Genomic DNA, 26,733 nt, shown 5'->3' on the forward strand with positions numbered 1-26,733 from the left:
ACCCGCAAAGACGAAAAAAATCCCGCGCGGGAAAACCCGGGCGGGACAAAGATCGCCGGCGCGGAGAGCCTCCCCGCCGGCGGATCGAGGATTACGACGCGATCAGAACGCGTATGTTGCTTGCACGGTGTAGCGCGGACCGCTCATGAAGACCTGGCGGGTGAAGTCGCCCGCGTGCTGCTCCATGACCTGACGCGTGTAGGTGTTCGTCAGGTTGGTCCCCAGGATGCCGACGCGGAACTTGTCCGTGAAGTCGTAGAAAATCGACGCGTCCACCTGGCCGTAGCCGGCCTGGTACAACGGCAAACCGAAGGCCTGATCGTTGTTGGTCGTCGGGATCAGGTACTTGTCAGCAGGGGCGGCCGGATTCGTGTTCAGGCCGTTGTTGCCGCGGCTGCCCCACTGGGTCACGCCCAGCAGGTAACGCGAGCGCCAGTTGTAGGCCACGCGCATCGACAAGCCGTGCGCTTCATACATGAGCGCCAGGTTGACCGTGTGACGCGACAAGCCCTGCAACGGGGTCTTGCCGAACGCGCGTCCATCGGTATCGCAGCCGTTGATGAACAGGTTGAAGTTGGTCGACGCGTCGTTGCCCTGGCACCAGGCATTAAACACCGGCTCTTTCAGCTTGCGCTCGCTCGACACATAGGTCCAGCTTGCCTGACTGCCGATGCCGCGCAGCCACTCCGGCACGAAATCATAGTATTGCTGGTGGGCGATCTCGAAACCGCGGGCAAAGCCGTTGGCGCCGTTGACCGGACCGGTGACCACGAACGTGCGCGGCGTGCCGTTCACGTCGACCGCGTTGTAGCTGTAGTTCTTGGTCGTGATGATGTCCTTGAGGTCCTTGTTGAACGCCGAGAACGTCAGCGAACCGGCCTTGGCGAAGTACCACTCGGCGGTCAGGTCGACGTTGGTCGACGTGGTCGGCTTGAGCAGCGGGTTGCCGTCGCTGGTGCCGCTCAGGCTGGTGCCGTCGAAGCGCACGGCAACGGTGTTGCCCGCCGCGTCCCGGGTGGTCGTCGTGCTGTGCTGGGCGTTGAGCGTCGTCTGCACCTGGAGCTGGTTGAAGTCCGGACGCGACAGCGACTTGGCCACCGCGAAGCGGAATTGCAGCTGGTCGCTGGCCTTCATGCGCAGGTTCAGGCTAGGCAGCCAGTTGTCGTACGAATTGTTCACCGACTGCTGTTCGGCGAACGATGCGATGTCGATCAGGTTGCCCTGGCCGGTCGGGACCACGCCGCTGTTGCCGGCGGTCGGGAGGGACGGCCGCGTGAACGAGACGTAACCGCTGCCGGCGCCCGTCGTCTTGACGTAGCGGATGCCGACGTTGCCGTCGATTGGGTACTTGAGGTTATCCCAGCCGAAGCGCAGCTGCGTGTACGCGGCACGTGTCTTCTCGGTCTGCGTGTTGTTGGCGGCCGGATCGTTGAAGCTCGCCGCTTTCCACGGATCGCAGGTCGAGCCTTTTTCGGCGCAGAGCACGTCGTGGTAAGAGTGGATCTTGCTCCATTGGTCGGGGAAGCCGCGCACGGTCGCCTCGTCGGCGAACAGCATCGGCGGGATGTTGTATTTGCCGCCGAAGAAGTTATCCATCGTCTGCAGCGACGAGCCACCGGCGAAGCGCGGATCGTTCAGGCGGGCCACGCCGTTGATCTGCCAGCCTTCCATCCACGGGAAGGTGATCGCCGACCAGTTGTAGAACTTCTGGGCCTTGTGGTTCTCGCCTTCGCGATTGGCCAGGCGCACGCCGAAGCGGATGTCTTTCAGCACCGGGTCGTCGAACGAGAACTTGACGTCCGATTTCCATGCTTTCTGGTTGGCCGAGGCGCGGTCCAGCGCTTCCTGGGTATAGGCCCAGTAGTAGTTTTTCGGGTCGGCCATGTAGGCCGCCGAACCAAGGCCGATCTGCGGCACCTTGCCGGTCATGTCCATGGTCTGGTCCGGCAGGATGAAGCCGGTCGACACGTCGGCGTCGAAACCTTCCGTGGTCGAATGCACATGCTGGAAGTCGTTGGTCCAGGTCAGGTCCGGCGTGATGCGCCATTGGACGTTGAGCGAGGTGTCGCGGGTCTCGGATTCACGCGTGTTGATACGCTGCGAGCTGTTGAACGGCGAACCGCCATAGGTCGGGTTCGAGATCGTGCCGCTCTGGAAGGCGCCGTTTTTGTCGAATACCGAGTTGCTGCTGGCGACCTGCTGGTACCACTTGTCCTCGGACGAGGCCACAACGTGCTCGTCGAGGTCTTCCTTGTAGTGGGTCTTGAAGTAGGTCAGCGAGGCCGTCAAGTCCTTGTTCGGCTTCCACTGCAGCGCCGCGTAATCGCCGCGGCGGGTGCGGTCGAAGTCCTGCGAGCGATAGCCCACGCCCATCGGTATCCATTGCGTCTTGGAGCGGTCGTACAGGGCCGGATCGGTGGAGTTCACGTGCGGGAAGTACGGATCGACACCGACGCCGTCCGAGCGGCTCGGGCTCTTGGCCTTGGCGAAATTGACCAGGGCGCCGACTTCGCCGAACGGCGTGCTCCAGCGGTTCGACAGCAGGATGGTGCTGGTCGGCGAAGGTTTGCCCTCGCGCAGCGTGGAATAGGATTCGGAGAAGCCCGCCGTCCCCTTGAAGCCCTTGTAGTCGAACGGCATGGCGGTGCGCAGATTGACCAGGCCGGCGATGGCGCCTTCGACCTGCTCGGCGGACGGATTCTTGTAGACATCGACGCCGGCCATCAGCTCCGGCGACACGTCGGAGAAGCCGAGCGAGCGGCCGCCACCGGCGGAAAACGCGTCGCGGCCGTTGATTTCCGAACGCACGTAGGTCAGGCCGCGCACGGACACGCCCGAGCCCTCGACCGACTGGCGGTTCGGGTCGCCCTGCATGTTGCGGTCGATGGTGACGCCGGCGATACGCTGCAGCACCTCGGTGACCGAACGGTCCGGCAGCTTGCCGATGTCTTCGGCGACGATCGAGTCGACGACCTCGTCCGCTTCCTGTTTGAGTTTTTGCGCCGATTGCAGGGCGGCGCGCTGGCCGCTCACCACAACGACGGCCGGTGCGGCGCTGGCGCCTTCAGCTGATTGGGCCCATGCCGGGCTGGCGTGCAGCAGGACAACCTGTGCGACCGCCGCTGCGATTGCGGTTTTTTGTAATTTGCTCAATTTCGTCTCCCCGCCTGTATAGGTGGTTTTTATATTTACAAGTGATAACGCTACAGTGTTGCGTCCTGATACTGGTACCGGTTTCTTTAAGTGCTCGTTCGAAAGTTTATGCCTCCATAAGTTGGGTGATGAAATAACACATGTCAGGCGGCCGCCAGGGATGGAACGCCCGCCGCCGATTGGCCGGCAACGAAGGCGCCGTGATCCGGCATCCGCGCCACCGTCTGCGCGATCATGTTGCGCAACGCGGCGAAGTGGCCGTGTACTTCGCGGATATCGACGCGGTCGGCCAGCGGGTCGTAACGCTTCGGCACCACGCCCAGGCCCATCATCATCGCCACGAACGAGGGCTCGGCGAAGCCGCCGCGATCGACGATGGCCACGCGTCCGGTTTCGCGGAACAGTTCGATCTGGTGGCGCAGCGACTCCGGGATCGCCATATTGGCGCAGTAGCGCCAGAATTCCGAATCGTCGCGTTTGGTCAGCTTGTAGTGCAGGACGATGAAGTCGCGCACCGATTCGTAACGCATGCCCATGACGCGGTTGAATTCGTCGGCCAGCGCCGGGCTGCAATCGCGGTCCGGGAACAGTTCCAGCAGTTTGCGCACGGCGATCTCGATCAGGTTGATGCTGGTCGATTCGAGCGGCTCGACGAAGCCCGCCGACAGGCCGATCGCGACCACGTTCTTGACCCAGGACTTGCGCCGCCGCCCGGTGGTAAAACGCAGCTGGCGCGGCTCGTCGAGCGCGGCGCCGTCCAGGCCGTCGAGCAATACGCGGCGCGCCTGCTCGTCGCTGGTGAAGCCGTTGCTGTAGACGTGGCCGTTGCCGGTACGGTGCTGCAGCGGAATGCGCCAGAGCCAGCCGGCCTCCTTGGCGGTGGAGCGGGTGTACGGCGTCAGCTGGGCGACCGAGGCGCACGGCACGGCCTGCGCGCTATTGCACGGCAGGTAGGCGCTCCAGTCCTCGTAGCCCGCCTTGAGCGCGCCTTCGATCAGCAGGCCGCGGAAGCCCGAGCAGTCGATGAACAGGTCGCCTTCGACGCGGCGGCCGTCGCGCAGCTTGACGGCGGTGACGAAGCCGCTCTCCGGATGCTGCTCGACCTCGACGATCATGCCTTCAATGCGCCGGGCGCCGCGCGCCATGGCGTAGTCGCGCAGATACCCGGCGTACAGGCTGGCGTCGAAATGGAAACCGTAGGAATAGGCGTCGGCGATGCCGGGCGTGTCGCCGCTCGGCGGCGTGAACTTGCCGTGGCGCGCCATGACCGAGGGCGTCGACCAGTTCTCCATGTCCGGCATGTTGTTGAACGCTTGCGCCAGACGCAGCCAATGATGGTGCGCGTCGATGCCGGCCAGCGGCGGGCCGAAATCGCCGAAGGCGTGGAAGAAGCGGTTGCCGACGTGGCCCCAGTCCTTGAATTCGATGCCCAGCTTGAAACTGGCCTGGGTCTTGCCGACAAAGTCGGCGAAGTCCAGGCCCAGCGCCTCGTTGTAGAGGCGGATGGTGGGCAGGGTCGCCTCGCCGACGCCGACGGTGCCGATCTCGGGCGATTCCACCAGGGTCACCTCGCACGGCTGGTCGGCGTGGCGCGCCAGGCGCTGGGCCAGCGGGGCGGCCGTCATCCAGCCGGCCGTGCCGCCACCCACGATGACGATCCTGCGGATCGCGCCGCCATGCGTGTCATTGCTGCCCATGTCGCCTCCTGTCCCGGTTTTTCACACGTTTGCCCAGGATTGTTCAGGACAGACTATTTATGACAACGTTTTCATTTAACTTTGAATCAGGGGCGGGTTGGACGCATGCCTGCGAGGCCGTGGCGGTGGCGGTGTTCGATAACGTTTTCATGTCTTTGTCTCCCCGTGCTTTTTTTATAAATCCCACAACTGGTGTTGTTCATTGCAAATTAACATTAATGCGATCAACGAACAAATAATTATTCCGAAAATGTCGCTGTTTAACCGCAGAAGCTAAACAGGATTGACAAAAGAAAATCCCCGCCGAGGCGGGGTTTACTGAACTTTAGTTTTGAAATATGATTAACCGTCAGTCGGAAATTCGCCCTCCCGGCGGAACGCCATAGCGATCCGCCTGCACATTGCCACTTACGCCGTGGGTGCGCACATCGGCGGTAACTGGCAACATTTCCTTGTCCCATGTCTCCCACTGGGCCTTCAATTGCGCGAACACATCTGGATGGCGTTTGGCCAGGTTGGCGCGCTCGCGCGGGTCCTTGACCACGTCGAACAGGAACTCGTTGCCGCTGATCCGCAGGTACTTCCAGTTACCGGAACGGATGGCGCGCTGGGCGTTGGCCTTGTACCGCCACAGCACCGTGCGTTCGCGCGGCTTTTCCTGGCCCAGCAAGGTCGGCAGCAGGTTCTGGCCGTCCGGCGGATAGGCCGGATCGGGCGCGCCGCCGGCCGCCGCCAGCAGCGTCGGCAGCCAGTCCATGCTGACGGCGACCTGGTCGGTCACCTGCCCCGCCGCGATCTTGCCGGGCCAGCGCACGATGGCCGGCACGCGGATGCCGCCCTCCAGCAGCTCGGTTTTTTGCCCGGACAGCGGCCAGTTGTTGGAGAACCGTTCGCCGCCATTGTCGCTGGTGAAGACGACGATGGTGTTCTGGGCCAGGCCCTTGTCCTCCAGCGCCTTGAGCACGCGGCCGATCGAAGCGTCCAGCGATTCGACCATGCGGCCATAGGTGGCCAGATCGCCGCCGTCGTAGTGGAAGATGTTGTCGATGTCGCGCGAGATCGCCTCGTCGCCCGGACCTTCCCACGGCCAGTGCGGCGCCGTGTAATGCAGCGACAGCAGGAAGGGCTTGCCGTCCTTTTGTCGCTTGACGAAGTCGACCGCGCGCGCGCCCAGCAAATCGGTGTAGTAGCCGATCTGCTGCACCGGCACCTCGTCCTCATACAGGTCCTCCTTGACGTTCGGGCCGACGCCGGGCTTGTGCGTGAAGTAATCGATGGCGCCGCCGTAGTTGCCGAAGAAGCTGTCGTAGCCGCTTTTGATCGGACCGAAGTTCGGCAGCGAGCCAAGGTGCCACTTGCCGATCAGCGCGGTGCCGTAGCCGTTTTTCCGCAGCAGCGACGGCAAGGTCGGATGGGTGCGCGGCAGGCCGAGCGTGTCGGAGGCGCCGGCGATCGGTTCCTCCAGGCCGCCGCGCAGCCGATACTGGTAGCGGCCGGTGATCAGCGCGAAACGCGTGGCCGAGCACACCGCCGAGTTGGCGTACGCCTGGGTGAAGCGCAGCCCCTGCGCGGCGAGGCGGTCCAGGTGCGGCGTCTTGATGTCTTTCTGGCCGTAGGCGCCCAGGTCGGCGTGGCCGAGGTCGTCGGCAAGGATGAAAACGATGTTCGGCTGCTGCTTGCTTGCGGCCAGGGCGCTCGGCACATAGCCCGCCAGCGCCAGCGCCGGCAGGGTTTTAAGGATGCTGCGGCGTGCCTTGTTGGTGTTCTTGTTTTCGTTGCTCATTACTGGTCTCCTTAAAAATCCGCGCGGGCGGTCAGGCCCACTTGGCGCGGCGTGCCGATCACGGTGTTGTAGGCATTGGGGCTGGTGTTCCACATGCTGGTGTAGTACTGCTTGTCGAACACGTTCTTGGCCCACACGGAGACATCCCAGCGGGTCGGGCCGTTCTTCAGTTTAATCCCTGCCGACAAGTTGGTCAGACTATAGGCGGGAATGCGTGAATACTCGGACGCGTCCAGGGTGCCGTAGGTGCCGCCGCGATAAGCGTAGTTGACGTTGCCGTAGGCTTCGATGTTGGCGGCGAGCGCGTGCGCATACTGCGCGCTGAGGTTGCCGATCCAGCGCGGCGCGTTGACCAGCGCCGCCCGGCCCGACAGATCGCACGAGGGACCCAGGCGCTCGGCCGGGCATGGCGCGTTTTTGTACTTGGTGTACTTGACGTCGTTGAACGAACCGTTGGCGCCCAGGGTGAAGCCGCGCACCACGACCAGGCTGGTGTCGAGCTCCACGCCCCGGCTGCGCACGTCGCCGGCGTTGGTCAGGTAAGACGTCGCGCTGACCGGATCGTAGGCGTTGTTCTGGTAGCCGTGCACCTCGTTCCAGAACAGGCTGGCATTGACCTGCGCGCGCCGTCCCAGCAGATTGCTCTTGATGCCCAGCTCCAGATTGTTGGCCTTCTCGTTGTCGACCTTGAGCGACGACACGCCGGCCGCGCCCGGCACCGACAGGTTGATGCCGCCGGATTTTTCACCGTGCGAGACGCTGCCGAAGGCCAGCACGTCGGTGTCGAGCTTGTACGCCAGGGTCAGCAGCGCGGACGGGCTCAGGTTGTTCAGGCGGACGTCGCCGGAGTTGTAGGCGCCGTAGCGGGCGTTGCGCGAGGCCAGCGCCGCGCCGGTGACCGGCGCGCCGACCGGAACGCCGCGCACGACGCGCGCCAGCTTGTCCTCGTAAGTGGCGCGCAGACCGGCGGTCAGGTCCCACTTGGGATCGATGTGCCAGATCGACTGGCCGAACAAGGCGTAGCTGTTGACCCGCAAATGGCCGTCGGCGTAGCTGCTGACGTTGCTCCAAGCCCCGGCCGGCGTGGCGTTGAAACGGTCTGCCAGCGGCCCGTTGACGGTGAAGTTGGTGTTGTCCAGGTTCTGGTAGTAGTAGTACGCGCCGACCACCGATTCGACCTCGCGGCCCAGCGGCGTGGCCAGCCGGAACTCCTGGGTGAACTGGCGGTGGCGGGTGGAGGCACCGACGTTGAGCACCACCGGCACGTCCAGACCATCTTCATTGTGCGGCGTGAAATCCCAGAAGCGGTAGGCGCTGATCGAGGTGAACTTGTAGTCGTTGTCGAGCTTCCAGTTGACCTCGCCCGAGACGCCGCCCTGGTGCACATCCACGTGCGAGCCCCTGTCGAGGTTGACCTGGCGCAAGGTCGGATCGGTGACCGGATGGGCGCCAACGGCGGCGGCCTGCGTCAGGAAACGCCCGCTCGGGCCGGCGCTGTAGAAGATCAGGGTGCCGTTGTTGGAATCCTCGACGTTGTAGTCGGCGATCAGGCGCGCGCTGAGCTGGTTGTTCGGTTCCAGCAACAGTTGCGCGCGCACGCCCTGGCGGACGCCGCCCTGCACCTTGTCGCCGTTGTGGATGTTGGTGATGTAGCCGTCCTCGTGCGTTTTATACAGCGAGATGCGGCCGGCGGCCGTGTCCGAAAACGCGCCCGAGATCACCGCCTTGCCCTGCGCATAGCCCTGCTCGCCGATCGATAGCTGCGCGCTGTTTTCGGAGCGGAAGGTGGGCTGTTTGCTGGTGATGTTGAGCACGCCGGCGGTGGTGTTCTTGCCGAACAAGGTGCCCTGCGGGCCGCGCAGCAGTTCCAGTTGCTGGATATCGAGCGTATCGAAGGCGGCCATGCCCGGACGGGCCAGATAGACGTTATCGAGGTAAACGCCGACGCTGCCCTCCAGGCCATCGCTGGCCGGATTGTTACCGAGGCCGCGCACGGCAAAGCTCATCTGGCGTGCGTGGACGTAGTTGACGGTGGTGCTCGGCAGCAGCTGCTGCAAATCCTGCACGCGGTAGACGCGGTTGTTTTCGAGGCTGTTCGCGTCCAGCACGCTCATGGTGGTGGGCACGCTTTGCGAGGTCTCGTTGCGGCGCCGGGTGGAGACGGTGACGCGGGCGATGATTTCCTGCGAGGCGTCGACGGTGGCGGCGGCCGCAGCAGTGGTTGTGACGGCTGCGTTGGCCTGTTCCGCCGGATCGGCGTTCACGTCGGATGCATCGGCAGTTGCGGTCAGCAGCGACAACGCGAGTGCGAAAGGGATGTTCGTATTCATTGCGCGGCATCTTGATAAGTGGAAAGTTTAGCTATATTACTAATCCACCTAGATAACTCGAACTAATATAACCAAACAAACATATGCGAAAAATTACTGCCGGGGACATCGACATAATCAGGATCCACGTAGGGCGGATTAGCGCAGCGTAATCGGCCATGCATGCTTCTCGACGGCGCACGCATTGGCCGATTACGGCGTTCCGCCTAATCCGCCCTACGTGTTGTAGATGGAAGCGTCAGTCTGCGGCCAAAAAAAATGCCGGCTAGGCCGGCATTGAATATGTTGCGTGGAGAAGCTTACACTGCGTCCGCGCCGGTTTCGCCGGTACGGATACGGATGACCTGCTCGACGTTCTGCACGAAGATCTTGCCGTCGCCGATCTTGCCGGTGCGCGCGGCCTTGATGATGGCGTCGACCACTTGCTCGGCCACGCCGTCGTCGACCACCACTTCCACTTTGACCTTCGGCAGGAAGTCGACGACGTATTCCGCGCCGCGATACAGTTCGGTATGGCCCTTCTGGCGGCCGAAACCCTTGACTTCGGTGACCGTCAGGCCGGTGACATTGACCTCAGCCAGTGCTTCACGCACCTCGTCCAATTTGAACGGCTTAATCACAGCGGTAATCTGTTTCATGACTTCTCCTTATGGGCAATCTAAATTCAAAAATCTGTAGCCGGCGAACCGCAAGCGATTGAGTATATTGTAATCGACAACTTGCGACTGTCCACTCCCGACTGAAAAACCGGCCCAAAACCCGCTGTTTTCGCGATTTTTATCTGATTTTTGTCTATTCTTGCACCGGAATGGAGCGTAATTCCTCCATCCACACCACGCTTTGCGCATCGCTCGGCGCGCGCCAGTCGCCCCTTGGCGACAACGAGCCGCCGCTGCCGACCTTGGGCGCGTTCGGCACGCAACTGCGCTTGAACTGGCTGGTGCGGAAGAAACGGTCGAGGAAGATCCCCAGGTTTTTCTTGATCGCCGCCAGGTCGTACTGGTTGCGCGTGACATGGTCGCCATCCGGCCAGCGCCCCTGCTCCCTGTCCTTCCACGCGTTGAGCGACAGGAACGCTACCTTCGACGGCCGGAAGCCGAACCGCAGCACGTAATACAGGTTGAAATCCTGCAGCTCATACGGACCGATGGTGCTTTCGGTGCGCTGCTCCGGCTGGCCTTCTGCGGTGCCCGGCACCAGCTCGGGACTGATTTCGGTGCCCAGGATATCCAGCAGCACCTGCGCGTCGTTGCGGCCGATCACGCCCGACTCGGCCACCCAGCGCACCAGGTGCGAGATCAAGGTCTTCGGCACGCTGGCGTTGACGTTGTAGTGCGACATGTGATCGCCGACGCCGTAAGTGCACCAGCCCAGCGCCAACTCGCTCAAGTCGCCGGTGCCGACGACGATGGCGTTGTGGTGGTTCGCCAGGCGGAACAGGTGGTTGGTGCGCTCGCCAGCCTGTACGTTTTCGAACGTGATGTCGTACTGCGCCTGCCCCTCCGAATACGGATGGTTCAAATCCTTGAGCATCTGGATGCAGCTAGGACGGATGTCGATTTCCTGCGCCGAGCAGCCGACCAGCTTCATCAGCGCGTGCGCCTGCGTCAACGTGCGTTCGCTGGTGGCGAAGCCGGGCATCGTGTACGCCAGGATGTTGGTGCGTGGCAGCTTGAGCTTGTCCATCACGCGCGCGCACACCAGCAGCGCGTGTGTGGAGTCGAGCCCGCCGGAGACGCCGATGACCACTTTCTTGATGCCGCTCGACGTCAGGCGCTGCGCCAAGGCCTGCACCTGGATGTTGTAGACCTCGTTGCAGCGCTCGTCGCGGCGGCGGGCGTCGGCCGGCACGTACGGGAAGCGCTCGACGCAGCGCTTGAGCGCCAGCGGTTCCTGGCGACCGATCTCGAGCTCGAAGAACACCGTGCGGAATTTGTTGACCTCGGCGGCATGGCGCTGCACCGATTGCGCGAACGTGTTCATGCGCATGCGCTCTCGCGACAGGCGCTCGAGGTCGATGTCGGCGAAGGTCAGGGTCGCTTCATCGACAAAGCGCTTCGGCTCGGCCAGCAGCTCGCCATTCTCGTAGATGACGCCCTGCCCGTCCCAAGCCAGGTCGGTGGTCGACTCGCCCCCGCCGGCCGACGTGTACAGATAGGCGGCGATGCAGCGCGCCGACTGCTGGCCGACCAGCAGGTTGCGATAGTTGGCCTTGCCGACCAGCGCGTTCGACGCCGACAGGTTGACCAGCACCGTGGCGCCGGCCAGGGCCGCGAATGACGACGGCGCCACCGGCACCCACAAGTCCTCGCAAATCTCGACGTGGAATTTGAACAGCGGCATGTCGGCCACTTCGAACAGCAAGGCCGAGCCGAACTGTACGCGCTCGCCTAGCAAGTCGATCTCGGTGGCGACTGCGTAGTCGCCGCTGCTGAACTGGCGCGCCTCATAGAACTCGCCATAATTGGGCAGGTAGCTCTTGGGCACGACGCCCTGGATCTGGCCGTTGGCGATGACCACCGCGCAGTTGTACAACTGGTGCTCGACCCGCAACGGCGCGCCGACCACCAGCGCCATCTTCCACTGCGCCGAGGCGGCGACGATCGCGTCGAGCGCATCCAGGCAACCGTCGAGCAAGGCGCGCTGATGGAACAGGTCGTCGCAGGTGTAGGCCGACAGGCCCAACTCCGGGAACGCCACCAGCGCCGCGCCCTGCGCCGCCGCCTGCCCGGCCAGCGCGATGGTCTGTTCGGCGTTATAGGCCGGATCGGCGATGCGGCAGACCGGCGCCGCGATGGCGACCCGGGCGAAATCATGCGTGTACAAATTAAGGAAATTCGAGCTCATGTAAAGTCTTTCGCGTGCGCAACCAAACAAAAGCCAATTATCGCACGGCCATGGACGCGCCGCAGTCAACGGATCAGCGCCAGATAGGCTAGACTGGCGCCAACATCAGAGCTGGAGTAAAGCGTGTCAGAAGCAGAGTTTTCGATCATCGACTCGTTGGAAAATGTCGACCAGGCGGAGTGGCAAGCCATCGCCGGCGACAACCCGACCTTGGCGTACGCCTTTCTGCACGCGCTGCACGACACCCGCTGCGCCTCGGCCCAAACCGGCTGGACGCCGCGCTATCTGGTGATGCACCGCGACAGCGTGCTGGCGGCCGCCATGCCGCTGTACTTGAAAGATCACAGCCGTGGCGAATACGTGTTCGATCACGCCTGGGCCGACGCCTTCCACCGCAATGGCATTCCCTACTACCCGAAGCTGCTGTCGGCGGTGCCGTTCACGCCGGTGACCGGTGGCCGCCTGCTGGCGCGCACCCCGGAAGACCGCGCCCTCCTGGCGCGCGCCGCGTTGCAGGTGGCCCGGCAGCTGGAGACGTCGTCGCTGCACATCCTGTTCCCCGACGAGCAGGACCGGCAAGCGCTGGAGGCCGCCGGCTTCATGCTGCGGGAAGGGGTGCAGTTCCATTGGGACAATCCGGGTTATGCCGACTTCGACGCCTTCCTGGCCAGCTTCAAGATGGAGAAGCGCAAGAAGATCCGCCAAGACCGGCGCCGCGTGCACGATGCGGGGATCACCTTCGAACATCTGGCCGGCCGCGACATCACGCCCGAGGTGCTGCGTTTTTTCTACAGCTGCTACGTGTCGACCTATCACGCGCATTTTTCCAAGCCTTACCTGACCTTGAAGTTCTTCGAGCGGCTGCTGGACGAGGTGCCGGAAAGCCTGATGATCGTGCTGGCCAAGCGCGGCGAGCAGCCGGTGGCGGTGGCGTTGAATCTGGTGGGCGGCAATATCATGTACGGCCGCTATTGGGGGACGCAGGAATTCGTCTCCGGCCTGCATTTCGAGACGTGTTACGTGCAATCGATTGAATACTGCATCAAGCACGGCATCGCGCGCTTCGAGGGTGGCGCGCAGGGCGAGCACAAGATGTCGCGGGGACTGGTGCCCAAGCAGACGTGGTCGGCGCATTGGATCGCGGATGAACGTTTTGCCGATGCGATCGCGGATTTCCTGGCGCAGGAAACGGCGGCCATGAACAACTATATTGACGAGCTAGGCGAGCACGTTCCCTTCAAGCCCACCGTCGCGTGACTCCCGTTGAAACACGTAGGGCGGATTAGCGCAGCGTAATCGGCCATGCATGCACCGCGTTGACGCGCGCATGGCCGATTACGGCGTTCCGCCTAATCCGCCCTACGTGGAATACGTGTACGCGTATTACTCTCTATTACTCTTCCAGCAAACTACGCAGCATCCACGCGGTCTTTTCGTGCGTGTCCAGGCGCTGGGCCAGCAGGTCGGCGGTCGGCTGATCGTCGGCGCCCTCGACCAGCGGCAGCAGCTTGCGGGCGGTGCGCGCGGTCGCTTCCTGCGCCTTGACCAGGTGCTGAACCATTTCCATCGCCTTTGGCACGCCTTCGACTTCCTTGATGGTCGCCAGCTTGACGAACTCGGTGTACGTGCCCGGTGCCGGATAGCCCAGCGCGCGGATACGTTCTGCGATCAGGTCCAGCGCGGTCCATTGCTCGGTGTACTGCGTCATGAACATCTGGTGCAGGCTGTTGAACATCGGACCTTTGACGTTCCAGTGGAAATTGTGGGTCATCAGGTACAGGGTGTAGCTGTCCGCCAGCAGGCCCGATAGGCCAGCGGCGATATTCGCGCGACTTTCGTCGGAAAGGCCGATATCGATCTTGGAGGCTTTTGCGTCCATGTGTAACTCCTTCTATTAGCTTGGACCTTTATTGTAATCGTATCCAGGCCTGCGCGTGGGAACGTACCGTTCGGCAAACCGGTTCAATGCTGACCCGCCGGCGTCATGCGCCGCTCGCCGACACGGCGATCGTTGGCCGCTTCGTTCCGGACGGCGCCGGCTCTCATCGGCGTCCCGGCCGTCGCGGGAGCGGCCCGCGCGGCCATGGTGGTTTCCGGTGCCGCCGCGCCCTCCTTCGGCGTGGCGCCCTGCGCCAGGTTGGACTGCACACCTTCGGACTGGCCGGCCGGCGCCTGCTTCGGCTCCTTTTCATAACTGCGGAACGCCAGCACCATATACAGGATGCCGGCGACGATCGCGTAGGCGCCGATCAGCCACACCAGCGCCAGCGCGCCAACGGTGGGCAAGGCGATCAGTATGGTGCCGAAGACGATCGACGCGATGCCGCCGGCCAGCAGCAGCCAGACGCCGGGCCGCGCGTGGCTGCGCAGGCGCACCGCGAGCACGATGTCGAGGATGCCGGTGATCAGCGCGTTGACGCCGACGATCAGCACCAGCACCAACGCGGCCACCCCCGGCTGCATCACCGCCAGCACCCCGGCCACGACGCTGACCACGCCCAGCATCAGCAGCAGCCACCAGTCCAGCGCGTGCGATCCGGTGGCGTGGCGCCGGTTGCGCACCGCGCCCACCAGATAGACGATGCCGGCCAGCAGCGCGTACGCGGCAAACAACAGTACCAAACTCAACACGGTGGGGCCGGGTAACAGCAACGCCAGCACGCCGAACAACAGCGCCAGCACGCCACGCAGCGCCAACATCCACCAGGAACGCGACAACATCGGTTTAGCGACCATGACTCCTCCGATAGCAAAAAAACAGCTGATATGAGTCAGATTGCCGCGCGCGCAAACGGTTCCCCTCGATACCTACATTTCATCCACGGGTTAAAATCGAGTTGATACAATTTTGTCCCGAGAGATGAAACCAGTTTGCTTCACAGCATTTTCAATCAAGCCTATACTCTATGCCCCGTTGTATGGTTTTATGAGGAATGTGGCACACACAGCATGAATGCAGATTTTATAAAACAACGGAACCGCTTCAAGTCCGCCACGATGAAGCGAATCAATGTCAGTGAAGAGTCTTACACCAACGTGACGAATCTGCTGGCGACGATCGCCCAGCCGTTTCACGCGCGTAAGGGCGAGTTCCTGCAGCATGCCGGCGTGCCGGCCACGCAGGTGCACTGGCTCGCGAGCGGCGTCGCGCGCAGCGGGTTCTTCAATCGTGACGGTGTCGAGATGACCTTGCGGTTTTTCCGCGAGGGCGAGTCCGCCACCACGTTGACCGACCTGATTACCGGCGAGACCGGGCAGCCGGCCGTGCAGTTCCTGGTGGCCGAGACAACCATCCACGGTTTCACCCTGGACTGGGCGCAGTCGTGCGCGCTGCGCGCCCAGCATGAAGTGTTGCAACATTATCATCTGCAGGCCGCGATGCATGGTTTGCAGAGCCTGGCGCAACGCGCCTACAGCAGCGGCGAGACCTCGGCGCAAGAGCGCCTGGCGGCGTTCCGGGAGGAGTATCCGGGACTGGAGGCGCGCATCTCGCAACGGGCGATCGCCTCGTACCTGGGCATCACGCCGCAATACATGTCGCGCCTGCGCCGCGAGGCCGAGGCCGCCGAGGGCGCCACCCGCGAATAAACGAGCCCGGGCCGTCCTTCCCCACGCCGGAACAATAAAAAAAGCCCCATGCGCGCATGCAACCACCGAGGTCGCCGCAAGCCGCATGGGGCTTTTTGCTGCCGGCTATCGGATAGCCGGCGGTACATCAGGCATTGGCTGCCGCGTCTTTGTTGTACGAAGCGACGCCGTTCAGGATTTCCTGTTTCGCTTCTTCCGGACCGTACCAGCCGTCGATCTTGACCCATTTGCCTTTTTCCAGGTCTTTGTAGTGCTCGAAGAAGTGCTGGATCTGGCGCAGGCGCAGTTCGTTCAGGTCTTCCGGCTTCTGCCAGTGGCTGTAGATCGACAGCACCTTGTCGACCGGCACGGCCAGCACTTTGGCGTCTTCACCGGATTCGTCGGTCATTTTCAGCACGCCGATAGGACGGCAGCGCACCACCACGCCTGGGATCAGCGGGAACGGGGTGATCACCAGCACGTCGACCGGGTCGCCATCGTCGGACAGGGTATTCGGCACGTAGCCGTAGTTGCATGGGTAGTGCATGGCGGTGCCCATGAAGCGATCGACGAAGATCGCGCCCGATTCCTTATCGACTTCGTATTTGATCGGATCGGCGTTCATCGGGATTTCGATGATCACGTTGAAGTCGTTTGGCAAATCGCGGCCGGAAGGCACTTTATTCAAGCTCATGGGGTTCCTCGTTGTTGTGCTGACAAATGTTTAACTGCGTAATTATAGCGAAGTACAGGCTGCTTGTGCGTTGCAGCACTACCGTGCGGAAATTTTTTGGAGCTGTGTTGGGAGTGTTAGCGTGGTAAAAGACGGCGCGGGACCATCGGAAATACGTAGGGCGGATTAGGCGGCACGCCGTAATCGGCCATCGATGAGCCGCCGGCGGAGCGGACATGGCCGATTACGCTGCGCTAATCCGCCCTACGTGTTTCCGCAACACATTGATGGCGCGGCGCCAATGGTCGACGCGCCTCGCGTTAAAGGATGGTTGCCAGGGCGCACTGGCGGTAGTGATTGGCGGCCTCTTCCTGCTGCTGCAGCGCCTCGTGCATCTGCGCCAGCTTCAGGTGCGATTCGCGCACCATGCGCGGATCGGAGGCGTCCGACAGCGCCTGCTCCAGATAACGCTGCGCCTTGCCCCACAGTTTCTGCTTCAGGCACAAGGAACCGAGCGTGAGCGCCAGTTCGGCGTCCGTCGGCCGCGTGTGCAGCCACTTCTCGCACGCTTCGATCTGCGCCAGCAACGCCGCCGAGCCGGCCGGCGCCGCCGCTTCGCGGTAGGCGCGGATCACGCGGTCGTCCCAGTCGGCGGCCAGCGATTCCTCGGCCACCCTGCGCGCCTCGTCGTGCAGGCCGCGCGCGTTGAAGGCGGTGGCCGCCAGGCAGGCGACGTAAGGCTTGACCCGGTCCGCGTTCGGCACCGTCGACCAGACCCGCTGCAGCGATTCGGCGTCGTTGGTGTGGTCCGACAGCATGTCGGCGTAGGCCAGCTCGCGCAGCCGCGCCGACAACGCCGGATGCAGCGCGCGGTGCTTGTCGAGCGAACGCACCAGGCGCAGCACTTCCGGCCAGTTCTTGGCCTGCTGCTGGGCCTTCAACGACCATTGCAAGGCGTGGATGTGGCGCGTGCCGCTGGCGTTGAGCTCGCGCACAGCGTCGAGCGCGGCCTCCGGCTGATGGTCGTCGACCAGCAATTCGGTCATCGTCATCAGGCGCGCCGTCTTCATGGCATTGTCGTCGTTGAGCTTGGCCAGCCACTGGTCGCGGCGCGCGCCCTGGCGCATGCGGTGCGCGGCGCGGGCGCCGATCAGCGCGGCGACGCCGGCGTTCTCCGGCAGTTCCGAAGCGCGCACGGCGGCCTTTTCGGCGTGGCCGAAGCGGCCTTCGAACAGCGCCTTCAGCGCCTCGCGCAAGCCCTTGTTGCCATCGCGCTCGCGCTTTTGCTGGCGGTAGGCCGCCACCTTGGTCGGCATCTTGAGGGTGGCGCGCAAGGCGCGGATCACCGCGTACAGGAACACGAACAGCGCCGCCGCCAGCACGCAGAAGAAATTGAGCGACATGTCGATCCGGTGCGGCGGATAGAACAGCACCACGTTGCCCGGATTGAAACGCGCCGTCACGGCAATGCCGATGGCCGCGGCCATCAATGCGACCAACCAGAGGAATAATCGCATGGTTATTGCTTCGCTTTGTAGTTACGCACGGCGTTCAGGCTGTCCGACAGCGTCGGCATCTCGATCGCCAGATTGCTGGTCTGCACCTGGCGCAGCAGCGCCTGCACGGTCTGGGTGTTCTTGGCGCGGGTGTCGAAGTACTTGACCAGCGCTTCCTGCGCGGCGATCAGGTCGGCGCGGAACGCGGTTTCATTGCGCGACAGCAGCGCCATGCGGGCGTTCAACAGGCGCAATTTGAGGTTCTCGCGCAGGAAGTAGGCCTGCGTCGGCGACAGCATCAACGCGTCCGGCGTTTCCACGCTGCGCACGCGGATCAGCTGGCGCACGTCGGTCCACATTTCCGTGCTCCAGCCGGTCCAGGTGTTTTGCAGCGCCAGCAGCCATGGATTCGGCTCGCTCGGCTCGGCGGCCGGTACCGGCTTGCCGTTCTTGTCCAGCACCGGCTTGACCTTGACTTTCTTCTCCGGGGCCGCCGGCAGGGTCGGCTTCTCGTCCGACAGCATCGGCAAGGCGTCGATCTGCGCGATGACGTTATCCAGGCGCAGCGCGACGCCGACCGAATCGACGCTCGGCAAGGCCTTGAGCTTCTCGGTGTCCTTGGCGATGGCGCGGCGGATCGTGATGAATTGCGGCTTGTCCGAGCGCGACAGGCTGCGGTCGGCGTTTTGCAGCGCGATCAGCGCGCCGGGCACGTTGCCGGCCAGTTGCAGCTGCTGGCTGGCGGTCGACAGCACTTGTTCGATCTCGGTCAGCGCCCACTCGTCGCGGTTTTTCGACAGGTCCTGGTACAGCTGCTCGAGCGCCAGTTGCTGGCTCTGCGCCTCCAATTGTTTGCTTTCCAGCAAGCCAACCTTGATCTGCAGCTCCCGGCTGCTTTCCTGCACGGCGCGCGCCAGGTTGCCGGTCTCGGCATTGCTGGAATCGCCCTTTTGCAGGCGCAGCGCCATTTCCTGGCGCAGCTTGCCCATCTTGTTATGGGTCGACCAGGTCTGGGCGGCCAGCAGCACGGCCAGCACCACCACCCCGCCCAGCAGGATGCGCGGCTGCTGCAGCGTATCGAGCAGCCGGGGCTCGGGCGGCGATTTGAGCGGCGCGGACGGGGACTCGGCGGCGGATGCGTTCGAGGCGACAGGGTCGGGTAATGTAGGCAAATCGTTCATAGGCGTGATTGTAACGCGGCCAGCAGGCGTTCGTCGCCTGATCCGGTGAGCGTCAGACGGGAAAAGCCCAAATTGCTTGCAGTTTCGGCAATTCGGGCATGCGGCACGATCAAATGCTGTTGTTGCATCGATACAACATAAGAGGGAGTGCCGCCAGGATTTTTTGTATCGAGCTCGGCCAGGAGGTCGCACAGGCCGCGCAGCGCCTCGGAACTGGTGATGATCCAGTCGTTTTGTTGCGCGAGCAACCGGCGCAAGGTGGTTTCCAGCGCCGGCGTCAGTTGCGGTACGGAACGCCGATAAGCGGCCACCACCTCGACTTGGGCGCCCGCCGCGCGCAGGCCGTCGGCCATCAGCTCGCGTCCGCTCTCACCGCGCACGATCAGCACCGGCCGGTCCTTCAGCGCGGCCAGATCCAAGGTTTGCAGCAGATGTTCCGAGTCGCTGTGGCCGTTGTCGGCCGGGCTGACGATATCGAACTTGTCCGGCGTGACGCCGTGCGCGGCCAGCGCCAGCCGGCTGCCCTCGCCCACCACGGCGGCCGTCACGCCGGCCGGCCACTGTTTAATATGGGCGAAGGCGGCGTCGATGGCGTTGGGCGACACGAACGCCACCATCGCGTAGGCCGGCTCCGGCGCGCACAGCCGCTCCAGTACCGCCCGCAGCCCGGATTGGTCCGGCAGCGGCGCGATCTCCAGCAGCGGCAACATCTCGACCTCGCGGCCCAGCGCGGCCACGCGGGCCGCCAGCGGCCGCGCTTGCGCCAGGGGACGGGTGATGACGACGATACCGGTCATCCCAGGGTCATCCGATGGTCATCAAACCGGCTGGGCGCCGGTCGAGCCGTCGGCGTTGAGCTCCCGCGAGCGCGCCTCCTCCTCGGCCTGGGCGGCGTCGCTCAGGCACGCGGCCAGGATGCCGACCGCGTCCTGCGCGCGCAGCAGCTCGGACACCTGCAAGCCCAGCGCCTCGGGATCGGCGGCCGGGCCGCGCACCTCGGCGCTGGCCACGCGGCTGCCGTCGGGCGTGCCGACCATGGCGCGCAGGTGCATTTGGCCGCCATCGACGGTGGCGTAGGCCGCCAGCGGAATCTGGCAGCTGCCGCCGAACACCTTCGACACCTTGCGTTCGGCCGTGACGGCCTGCTCGGTGGCCAGGTCGTTGAGCGGCGCCAGCAAGGCTTTCAGGTCGAGCCCGTCGTCCCGCTCGGCGATCTCGATCGCCATCGCGCCCTGCCCTGCGGCCGGCAGGCTGTCCTCCGGCGCCAGCACGGCGCGGATGCGCTGCGGCAGGCCCAGGCGTTTGAGGCCGGCGGCGGCCAGGATGATGGCGCTGTAGTCGCCCCGATCGAGCTTGGCCAGGCGGGTGTCGAGGTTGCCGCGCAGCGGCTTGATGACCAGGTGCGGATAGCGCGCGGCGATCAGCGCCTGGCGGCGCAGGCTGCTGGTGCCGACGATGGCGCCCGGCGGCAGCTCGGCCAGGGTGGCGTAGTCGTTGCAGACGAAGGCGTCGCGCGGGTCCTCGCGCTGCATGACGGCGGCCAGCGCGAAACCCTCGGGCAGCTCCATCGGCACGTCCTTGAGCGAATGGACGGCCAGATCGGCGCGCCCCTCGGCCATCGCTACTTCCAGTTCCTTCACGAACAGGCCCTTGCCGCCGACCTTCGACAGGGTGCGATCCAGAATTTGATCACCTCTTGTCGTCATTCCGACAATTTTGACATCGCACTGCGGATATAATAATGTCAAGCGTTCACGAACATGCTCGGCCTGCCACATGGCCAGGCGACTCTCCCGCGACGCGATCACCAATCTGGACGGGGGAGTTTGGACCACTTCGGATGTTTTCAAAACCAGTTCTTTCGCTGTAGCTGACGCTCACCGGCGCTGGCCAGTAAATCGCGCATGTTTAAGATCACAAATTTTATCATGCTCACCTTCATGCAGAACCGGGCTACCAGCCTTTGCACCGACATTTCACATCTTTGCGGCTTATCACATGGCAAAACAATCTAGTGCAATCGACGACAACATCGCTGAACAACCAGGCGCGGCCACCGAAGTAGACAAGGACGCGCCCCTTAAAGAAGATATCCGCCTGCTCGGCCGCCTGCTCGGCGACGTGCTGCGCGACCAGGAAGGCGAGGAAGTGTTCGCCGTGGTCGAAACCATCCGTCAAACGGCCGTGCGCTTCCGCCGCGAGGCCGACGCCGGCGCCGCCAAGGAACTGGACGGCATGCTCAAGATCCTCACCCGCGAACAGACCATTTCGGTGGTACGGGCATTCTCGTACTTCTCGCACCTGGCCAACATCGCCGAGGACCAGCACCACATCCGCCGCCGCCGCGCCCACCTGCTGGCCGGCTCGAACGCCCAGAAAGGCAGCGTCAGCTTCGCGCTGTGCAAGCTCAAGGAAGCCGGCGTCAGCGAGCAGACCGTCGGCGAGTTCTTCGACCAGGCCCTGATCGCCCCGGTGCTGACGGCCCACCCGACCGAAGTGCAGCGCAAATCCATCCTCGACGCCGAGCACGACATCGCCCGCCTGCTGGCCGAGCGCGACCTGCCGCTGACGCCGAAGGAAAAAGCCGCCAATATGCACCTGCTGCGCGCGCGCATCGCCACCCTGTGGCAGACCCGCATGCTGCGCTACACCAAGCTGACTGTGGCCGACGAGATCGAAAACGCGCTATCCTACTACCGCACCACCTTCCTGCGCGAATTGCCGGGGTTGTACGACGACATCGAGAGCGACATCGCCCACCACTACGGCAGCGTGCCCGCCGATGACCAGGAACCGCAGGTCAAGCCGATCAACGCGCCTTATGTGCAGATGGGCAGCTGGATCGGCGGCGACCGCGACGGCAATCCCAACGTCAACGGCGGCACCATGCAGCACGCGCTGGTGCGCCAGGCCACCACCATCCTCGACTTCTACCTGGAAGAGGCGCACACGCTGGGCGCCGAGCTGTCGATCTCGACCCTGATGATCGGCTGCACCCCCGCCCTGCAGGCGCTGGCCGACCAGTCGCCGGACACCTCCGACCATCGCGCCGACGAGCCGTACCGCCGCGCCCTGATCGGCATCTACGCGCGCCTGGCCAGCACCGCCCGCGCCCTGGGCGCGACCAACATCCTGCGCAAGGAAGTGGGCCACGCCGAGCCGTACGCCAGCGCCGCCGAATTCTCGGCCGACCTGCAAACCCTGGTCGAGTCGCTCACCGCCAACCACGGCGAAGTGCTGGTGCGTCCGCGCCTGTCGACGTTGAAGCGCGCGGCCGACATCTTCGGCTTCCACCTGGCGTCGCTGGACATGCGCCAGTCGTCCGACATCCACGAGCGCGTGCTGGCCGAGTTGTTCGCCAAGGCCGGCGGCGAGCCCGCCTACGCGGCGCTCGACGAAGACGCCAAGGTCGCCCTGCTGCTCAGCGAGCTGTCGCAACCGCGCCTGCTGTACTCGCCGTACATCGACTACTCCGACGAGACCGATTCGGAGCTGGGCGTGCTGCGCGCGGCGCGCCAGATCCGCGACCGCTACGGCGCCCGCGCGATCCGCAACTACATCATCTCGCACACGGAGACCGTCTCCGACCTGCTGGAAGTGATGCTGCTGCAAAAGGAGATGGGCCTGCTGCGCATCGCCGCAGGGGAAGGTGACGGTCGCACCGAGGCCGAACTGGACCTGATGGTCATCCCGCTGTTCGAAACCATCCCCGACCTGCAACGCGCCGCCGGCATCATGGAAGCGGTGATGTCGCTGCCGCTGGTCAAGGGCCTGATCGCCAAGCAGGGCCAGATCCAGGAAGTCATGCTCGGTTACTCGGACTCCAACAAGGACGGCGGTTTCCTGACCTCGACCTGGGAACTGTACAAGGCCGAAACCCACCTGGTGACGGTGTTCGAAAAAGCCGGCGTCAAGCTGCGCCTGTTCCACGGCCGGGGCGGCACGGTCGGCCGTGGCGGCGGTCCGAGCTACGAGGCCATCCTGGCCCAGCCGCACGGCACCGTCAACGGCCAGATCCGCCTGACCGAACAGGGCGAGATCATCGCCTCCAAGTTCTCCAACAAGGACATCGGCCGCCGCAACCTGGAGCTGCTGGTCGCCGCGACCCTGGAAGCGAGCCTGATGCCGCAGTCGGAAGACAGCGCGCACCTGGCCCAGTTGCGCGAGTTCGAAACCGTGATGGCGGAGATCTCCGACCGCGCCTACAAGGCCTACCGCAACCTGGTCTATGAAACCCCGGGCTTCACCGACTACTTCTTCAGCGCCACGCCGATCGCCGAGATCGCCGAACTGAACCTCGGTTCGCGTCCGGCCTCGCGCAAGTCGACCAAGCGCATCGAAGACTTGCGGGCGATCCCGTGGGGCTTCTCGTGGGGCCAGTGCCGCCTGCTGCTGCCAGGCTGGTACGGCTTCGGCAGCGCCATCGGCGCCTGGGTGGCCGACGGCGACAAGCCGCAACGCCTGGCCCAGCTGCAATCGATGTTCAAGGAATGGCCGTTCTTCGCCACCCTGCTGTCGAACATGGACATGGTGCTGGCCAAGACCGACCTGGCGATCGCCTCGCGCTACGCCGACCTGGTGCAGGACAAGGAACTGCGCGACCGCATCTTCAAGCGCATCACCGAAGAGCACGCCAACACCCTGGCGATCCTGCAGGACATCACCGGCGCGTCCGAGCGTCTGACGGGCAACCCGCTGCTGGCGCGCTCGATCCAGAACCGCATCGCCTACCTCGATCCGCTGAACCACTTGCAGGTCGAGCTGATCAAGCGCCACCGCGCGCTGACGGTCGACCCGGCCAAGGCGACGGACGAGCGGGTCCACCGCGGCATCCACCTGTCGATCAACGGCGTGGCGGCCGGCCTGCGCAACACCGGCTAAGCCGCTTCACCGTCGATTGAAAGACCCGCGCCCCGACTGATCATCGGGGCGTTTTTTCGCCATCTTCATTTCTGGTTTGATTGAAATCCGTTATGCTTCTTGTCATGGACATCATCACAAGTTGGACACTTCCGCGCGCCCGCTTGCTGATGGTGGGAGCGCTGTGCGCGCTGATCGCGTTGCTTGCGCCGGCCCCGCCCGCGCGGGCGGCCCAGCACGCGCGCCTGCTGGGCGACTACGCGCACCGCGCCTGGACCGCCGCCCAGGGCGCGCCGGCGCAAATCCAGGCCATCACGCAAACGCCGGACGGCTGGCTGTGGCTGTCGACGCCCACCGGCCTGTACCGTTTCGACGGCGTCAATTTCGAGCGCCGCGACCAGGTCGGCGGCCAGCCGCTGCTGTCGACCATCGTGCTGCCGCTGCACACCGCGCCCGACGGCGGCCTGTGGGTCGGCTACCGCTTCGGCGGCGCCAGCGTGTTCAAGGACGGCAAGGCCGCGCACTACGGCGCCGACAATGGCTTCCCGCCGGGCGCCGCCCACAGCTTCACCACCGCGCCGGACGGCGTGCTGTGGGCCACCACCGCGCGCGGCCTGGCCTGGCTCGACCGCGCCCGCGACCGCTGGGTGCGGATCGGCCCGGACAGCGGCTTCGATCCGCCCCAGGCCATCTGGCAGGTGCTGTTCGACCGCGCCGGCACGCAATGGGTGTCGACCTCCAGCAGCGTCTACTACCGCCGCGCCGGCGAGGCGCGCTACCGGGTCGCCAGTCCCGGCAACATAGAGCTGGCCTCGCTGGCCGCCGCGCCAGACGGCACCGTGTGGGTATCGAACGGCGGCGACGCCAACTACCGCTTGTCGCAAACGCCGCCGGTGGCCGGCGCCAGGCCGCCCAAGCCGGAACTGCCGGGCAGCGGCATGTGGTTCGACCGCGCCGGTACGATGTGGCTGGCGAGCGAAACGCATGTCGAACGCGTGCTGCCGGACGGGTTTCCCGATCCGCGCCAGCGCCTCACGCGCGACCAGGGTTTGAGCGGCCTGAGTCCGCAGACCTTCTTTGAAGACCGCGACGGCAATATCTGGTTCGGCACGGCGACCGGCCTCGATCGCTTCCGGCGTCACCGCGCCGTGCCGCTGCCGAGCGGCCAGACCATCGTCACGCCGGGACTGGCGGCCGACGCCGACGGCAAGGTCTGGCTCAGCAACTTCAACACCAACGCCTGGCTGATGGACGCCGAAGGCCGCCGGCACGCCACCCTCGACAGCGGCTTCTGGAGTTCGACGGGTGGCGGCGCGGAGCGCGCCCTCGGCAGCTTCAAAGGCATCTGGCAGGCGGGCAAGCTGATCCCCTCCCCGCCGGGGCCGCTGCGCGAAAGCTCGACCATCTACGCGATGGCGCGCAGCCGCAACGGCGACTGGTGGGCCAGCTATCTGAATTACGATCTGTTCCGCTACCGCGACGGCAAGTGGGAGCAGCCCTACCCGTCGCTGCCGAAGCTGCGCGTGATGTCGCTGCTGTCGGACAGCCGCGACCGGCTGTGGATAGGCTACCAGGGCAACCGCATGGCCGTTGTCGACGATGGCAAGGTGGGCACGCTGGGCGCCGAGCACGGCCTGCGCATCGGCAATGTGCTGTGCATCTACGAGCGCAACGGCAATTTATGGGTCGCGGGCGAATCCGGCGTGGCCCGCTACGATGGCAAGCGCTTCGTGCCGCTGCTGACGGCGGACGGCCACGAGTTGCGCGGCATCAGCGGCATCGTCGCCACCGACGGCGGCGAACTCTGGCTGCACGGCCACGACGGCGCCTTCCGCATCCCCGCCGACCAGCTCAAGGCCTTCGTGCGCGACGGCGCCAGGGTGGCGTACGAACTGCTGGGCAGTGAAGAGGGCCTGACCGGCACCGTCCAGCCCAGCGGCCCGTTCCCGTCAATGGTGCAGGCCGGCGACGGCAAGCTGTGGTTATCGACCACCAGCGGCGCGATGCTGATCACGCCCGGCGCCATCCGCCGCGACCCGCTGCCGCCGCCGGTCGAAATCATCTCGGTGTCCAGCAACGGCAAGCGCTACGTCGCGGCAAAGCCGCTGCGCCTGCCGCAGGGGGCGAACAACCTGCACATCACCTTCACCGCGCTGGGTTTGTCGGTGCCGGAGCGCGGCGCCTTCCGCTACAAGCTCGACGGCGTGGACCAGGACTGGCAGAGCGCCGAGGGCCGGCGCGAAGCGTTCTACACCAACCTGCAGCCGGGCGGCTACCGCTTCCAGGTGATCGCCGCCAACCGCGACGGCGTGTGGAACACCGAGGGCGCCGCGCTCGACATCGAGCTGGCGCCGACGTTTGTGCAAAGCGTCTGGTTCAAGCTGCTGTGCGGGGTGCTGTTGATCTTGCTGGTGGCGCTGGCGTGGCGCTGGCGGCTGGCGCAGGTGGCCAGGCTGATCGAGGCGCGTCAGCTGGAGCGCCTGAGCGAGCGCGAACGCATCGCCCGCGCGCTGCACGACACCTTCCTGCAACAGGCGCAGGGCACGATCCTGATGATGCAGGCGGCGATGGAGCAGATCCCGCCCGCCCTGCCCGCGCGCGCCGCGATGGAGCGCGGCATCGGCTATATCGAACGGGCGCTGGTGGAGGGCCGCGACGAGGTGATGGGCTTGCGCTCGGCGGCGACCGGCAACGAAACGCTGGCCGAGGCGCTGGAATGTTTCGGCAACGGCTTGGCCGAGGTGCTGCCGGCGCGATACCGCGTTGAGGTACGCGGCACGCCTTGGCAACTGGAGGCGGCGCTGCGCGACGACCTGTTCGCCATCGGCCGCGAAGCGATCGGCAACGCCTTCCGCCACGCCGAGGCCGGGGAGATCGTGGTGGAACTGGACTTCGGCGCCGACGCGTTGGTCTTGCAGGTGAGCGACAACGGCAAGGGCATCCCGGCCGACATCCTCGAAGAAGGCAAGCGGCGCGGTCATTACGGTCTCGTGGGCATGCGCGAGCGCGCCGAGCGCATCGGCGCGACGTTGGAAATAACAAACGGCAACGAACGGGGCGCGGTCGTAAAACTAACAACTGTGACACGTAGGGCGGATTAGGCGGCACGCCGTAATCGGCCATGCATGCGCCACCGGCGGCTCATC

The 26,733-nt window shown here is 64.7% G+C and carries 17 protein-coding genes; 4 read left to right on the forward strand and 13 right to left on the reverse strand.

The window, feature by feature from the left end; genetic code table 11:
- Positions 1–102 precede the first annotated feature (102 nt).
- From NHH88_23655 to NHH88_23680, 6 genes are all read right to left on the reverse strand, one after another.
- A complete protein-coding gene (locus tag NHH88_23655; protein ID USX12662.1) occupies positions 103–3,153 on the reverse strand; it encodes a TonB-dependent receptor in 3,051 nt (1,016 codons plus the stop codon).
- Positions 3,154–3,296: 143 nt separating this feature from the next.
- The gene (locus tag NHH88_23660) at positions 3,297–4,850 is read right to left on the reverse strand and encodes a tryptophan 7-halogenase (protein USX12663.1); all 1,554 of its coding nucleotides are present in this window, start codon (positions 4,848–4,850) and stop codon (positions 3,297–3,299) included.
- Between the two features lie 349 nt (positions 4,851–5,199).
- A complete protein-coding gene (locus NHH88_23665) occupies positions 5,200–6,633 on the reverse strand; it encodes a sulfatase-like hydrolase/transferase (GenBank protein ID USX12664.1) in 1,434 nt (477 codons plus the stop codon).
- Positions 6,634–6,644: 11 nt separating this feature from the next.
- Complete coding sequence (locus NHH88_23670; GenBank protein ID USX12665.1) at positions 6,645–8,963, reverse strand: TonB-dependent receptor; 2,319 nt, start codon at positions 8,961–8,963, stop codon at positions 6,645–6,647.
- A gap of 299 nt (positions 8,964–9,262) precedes the next feature.
- On the reverse strand, positions 9,263–9,601 hold the full coding sequence (locus NHH88_23675) for a P-II family nitrogen regulator (GenBank protein USX12666.1): 339 nt from the start codon (positions 9,599–9,601) through the stop codon (positions 9,263–9,265).
- A 154-nt stretch (positions 9,602–9,755) separates the two neighbouring features.
- A complete protein-coding gene (locus tag NHH88_23680) occupies positions 9,756–11,810 on the reverse strand; it encodes an NAD(+) synthase (protein ID USX12667.1) in 2,055 nt (684 codons plus the stop codon).
- A gap of 123 nt (positions 11,811–11,933) precedes the next feature.
- Between NHH88_23680 and NHH88_23685 the strand changes: the two genes are divergently transcribed.
- Positions 11,934–13,067, forward strand: a complete 1,134-nt coding sequence (locus tag NHH88_23685) for a GNAT family N-acetyltransferase (protein USX12668.1) — start codon at positions 11,934–11,936, stop codon at positions 13,065–13,067.
- 136 nt (positions 13,068–13,203) lie between these two features.
- Here the strand turns inward: NHH88_23685 and NHH88_23690 are convergent, their stop codons facing one another.
- Together NHH88_23690 and NHH88_23695 are read right to left on the reverse strand one after the other, a co-directional pair.
- Positions 13,204–13,689, reverse strand: a complete 486-nt coding sequence (locus NHH88_23690; protein USX12669.1) for a DNA starvation/stationary phase protection protein — start codon at positions 13,687–13,689, stop codon at positions 13,204–13,206.
- Between the two features lie 83 nt (positions 13,690–13,772).
- Positions 13,773–14,546, reverse strand: coding sequence for an HdeD family acid-resistance protein (locus tag NHH88_23695; GenBank protein ID USX12670.1), 774 nt, complete (start codon positions 14,544–14,546; stop codon positions 13,773–13,775).
- A gap of 261 nt (positions 14,547–14,807) precedes the next feature.
- Here NHH88_23695 and NHH88_23700 point away from each other — a divergent pair, with 261 nt between their 5' ends.
- On the forward strand, positions 14,808–15,398 hold the full coding sequence (locus tag NHH88_23700; GenBank protein USX12671.1) for a Crp/Fnr family transcriptional regulator: 591 nt from the start codon (positions 14,808–14,810) through the stop codon (positions 15,396–15,398).
- A 127-nt stretch (positions 15,399–15,525) separates the two neighbouring features.
- Here NHH88_23700 and ppa read toward each other — a convergent pair whose 3' ends face one another.
- The 5 genes from ppa to hemC all read right to left on the reverse strand — a co-directional run bounded on the left by ppa (position 15,526) and on the right by hemC (position 20,562).
- The gene (gene ppa, locus NHH88_23705; protein USX12672.1) at positions 15,526–16,071 is read right to left on the reverse strand and encodes an inorganic diphosphatase; all 546 of its coding nucleotides are present in this window, start codon (positions 16,069–16,071) and stop codon (positions 15,526–15,528) included.
- 299 nt (positions 16,072–16,370) lie between these two features.
- Complete coding sequence (locus tag NHH88_23710) at positions 16,371–17,537, reverse strand: heme biosynthesis protein HemY (GenBank protein USX17408.1); 1,167 nt, start codon at positions 17,535–17,537, stop codon at positions 16,371–16,373.
- A gap of 32 nt (positions 17,538–17,569) precedes the next feature.
- Positions 17,570–18,727, reverse strand: a complete 1,158-nt coding sequence (locus NHH88_23715) for a uroporphyrinogen-III C-methyltransferase (protein ID USX12673.1) — start codon at positions 18,725–18,727, stop codon at positions 17,570–17,572.
- Positions 18,724–19,524 carry a uroporphyrinogen-III synthase gene (locus NHH88_23720; protein ID USX12674.1) on the reverse strand — a complete coding sequence of 267 codons (801 nt, stop codon included), beginning with the start codon at positions 19,522–19,524 and terminating at the stop codon, positions 18,724–18,726. The genes NHH88_23715 and NHH88_23720 overlap by 4 nt, the downstream gene beginning before the upstream one ends.
- Before the next feature lie 21 nt (positions 19,525–19,545).
- Positions 19,546–20,562 (reverse strand): hydroxymethylbilane synthase, encoded by a 1,017-nt coding sequence (gene hemC, locus NHH88_23725; GenBank protein ID USX17409.1) that lies wholly within the window; start codon positions 20,560–20,562, stop codon positions 19,546–19,548.
- Positions 20,563–20,725: 163 nt separating this feature from the next.
- Between hemC and ppc the strand changes: the two genes are divergently transcribed.
- Both ppc and NHH88_23735 read left to right on the forward strand, forming a co-directional pair.
- Positions 20,726–23,608: a phosphoenolpyruvate carboxylase gene (ppc, locus tag NHH88_23730; protein USX12675.1), complete on the forward strand. Its 2,883-nt coding sequence runs from the start codon at positions 20,726–20,728 to the stop codon at positions 23,606–23,608.
- A gap of 104 nt (positions 23,609–23,712) precedes the next feature.
- Positions 23,713–26,688, forward strand: coding sequence for an ATP-binding protein (locus tag NHH88_23735; protein USX12676.1), 2,976 nt, complete (start codon positions 23,713–23,715; stop codon positions 26,686–26,688).
- The last annotated feature ends 45 nt before the right edge of the window (positions 26,689–26,733 follow it).

This window comes from Oxalobacteraceae bacterium OTU3CAMAD1 (assembly GCA_024123915.1).
Classification (GTDB): Bacteria; Pseudomonadota; Gammaproteobacteria; order Burkholderiales; family Burkholderiaceae_D; genus Rugamonas.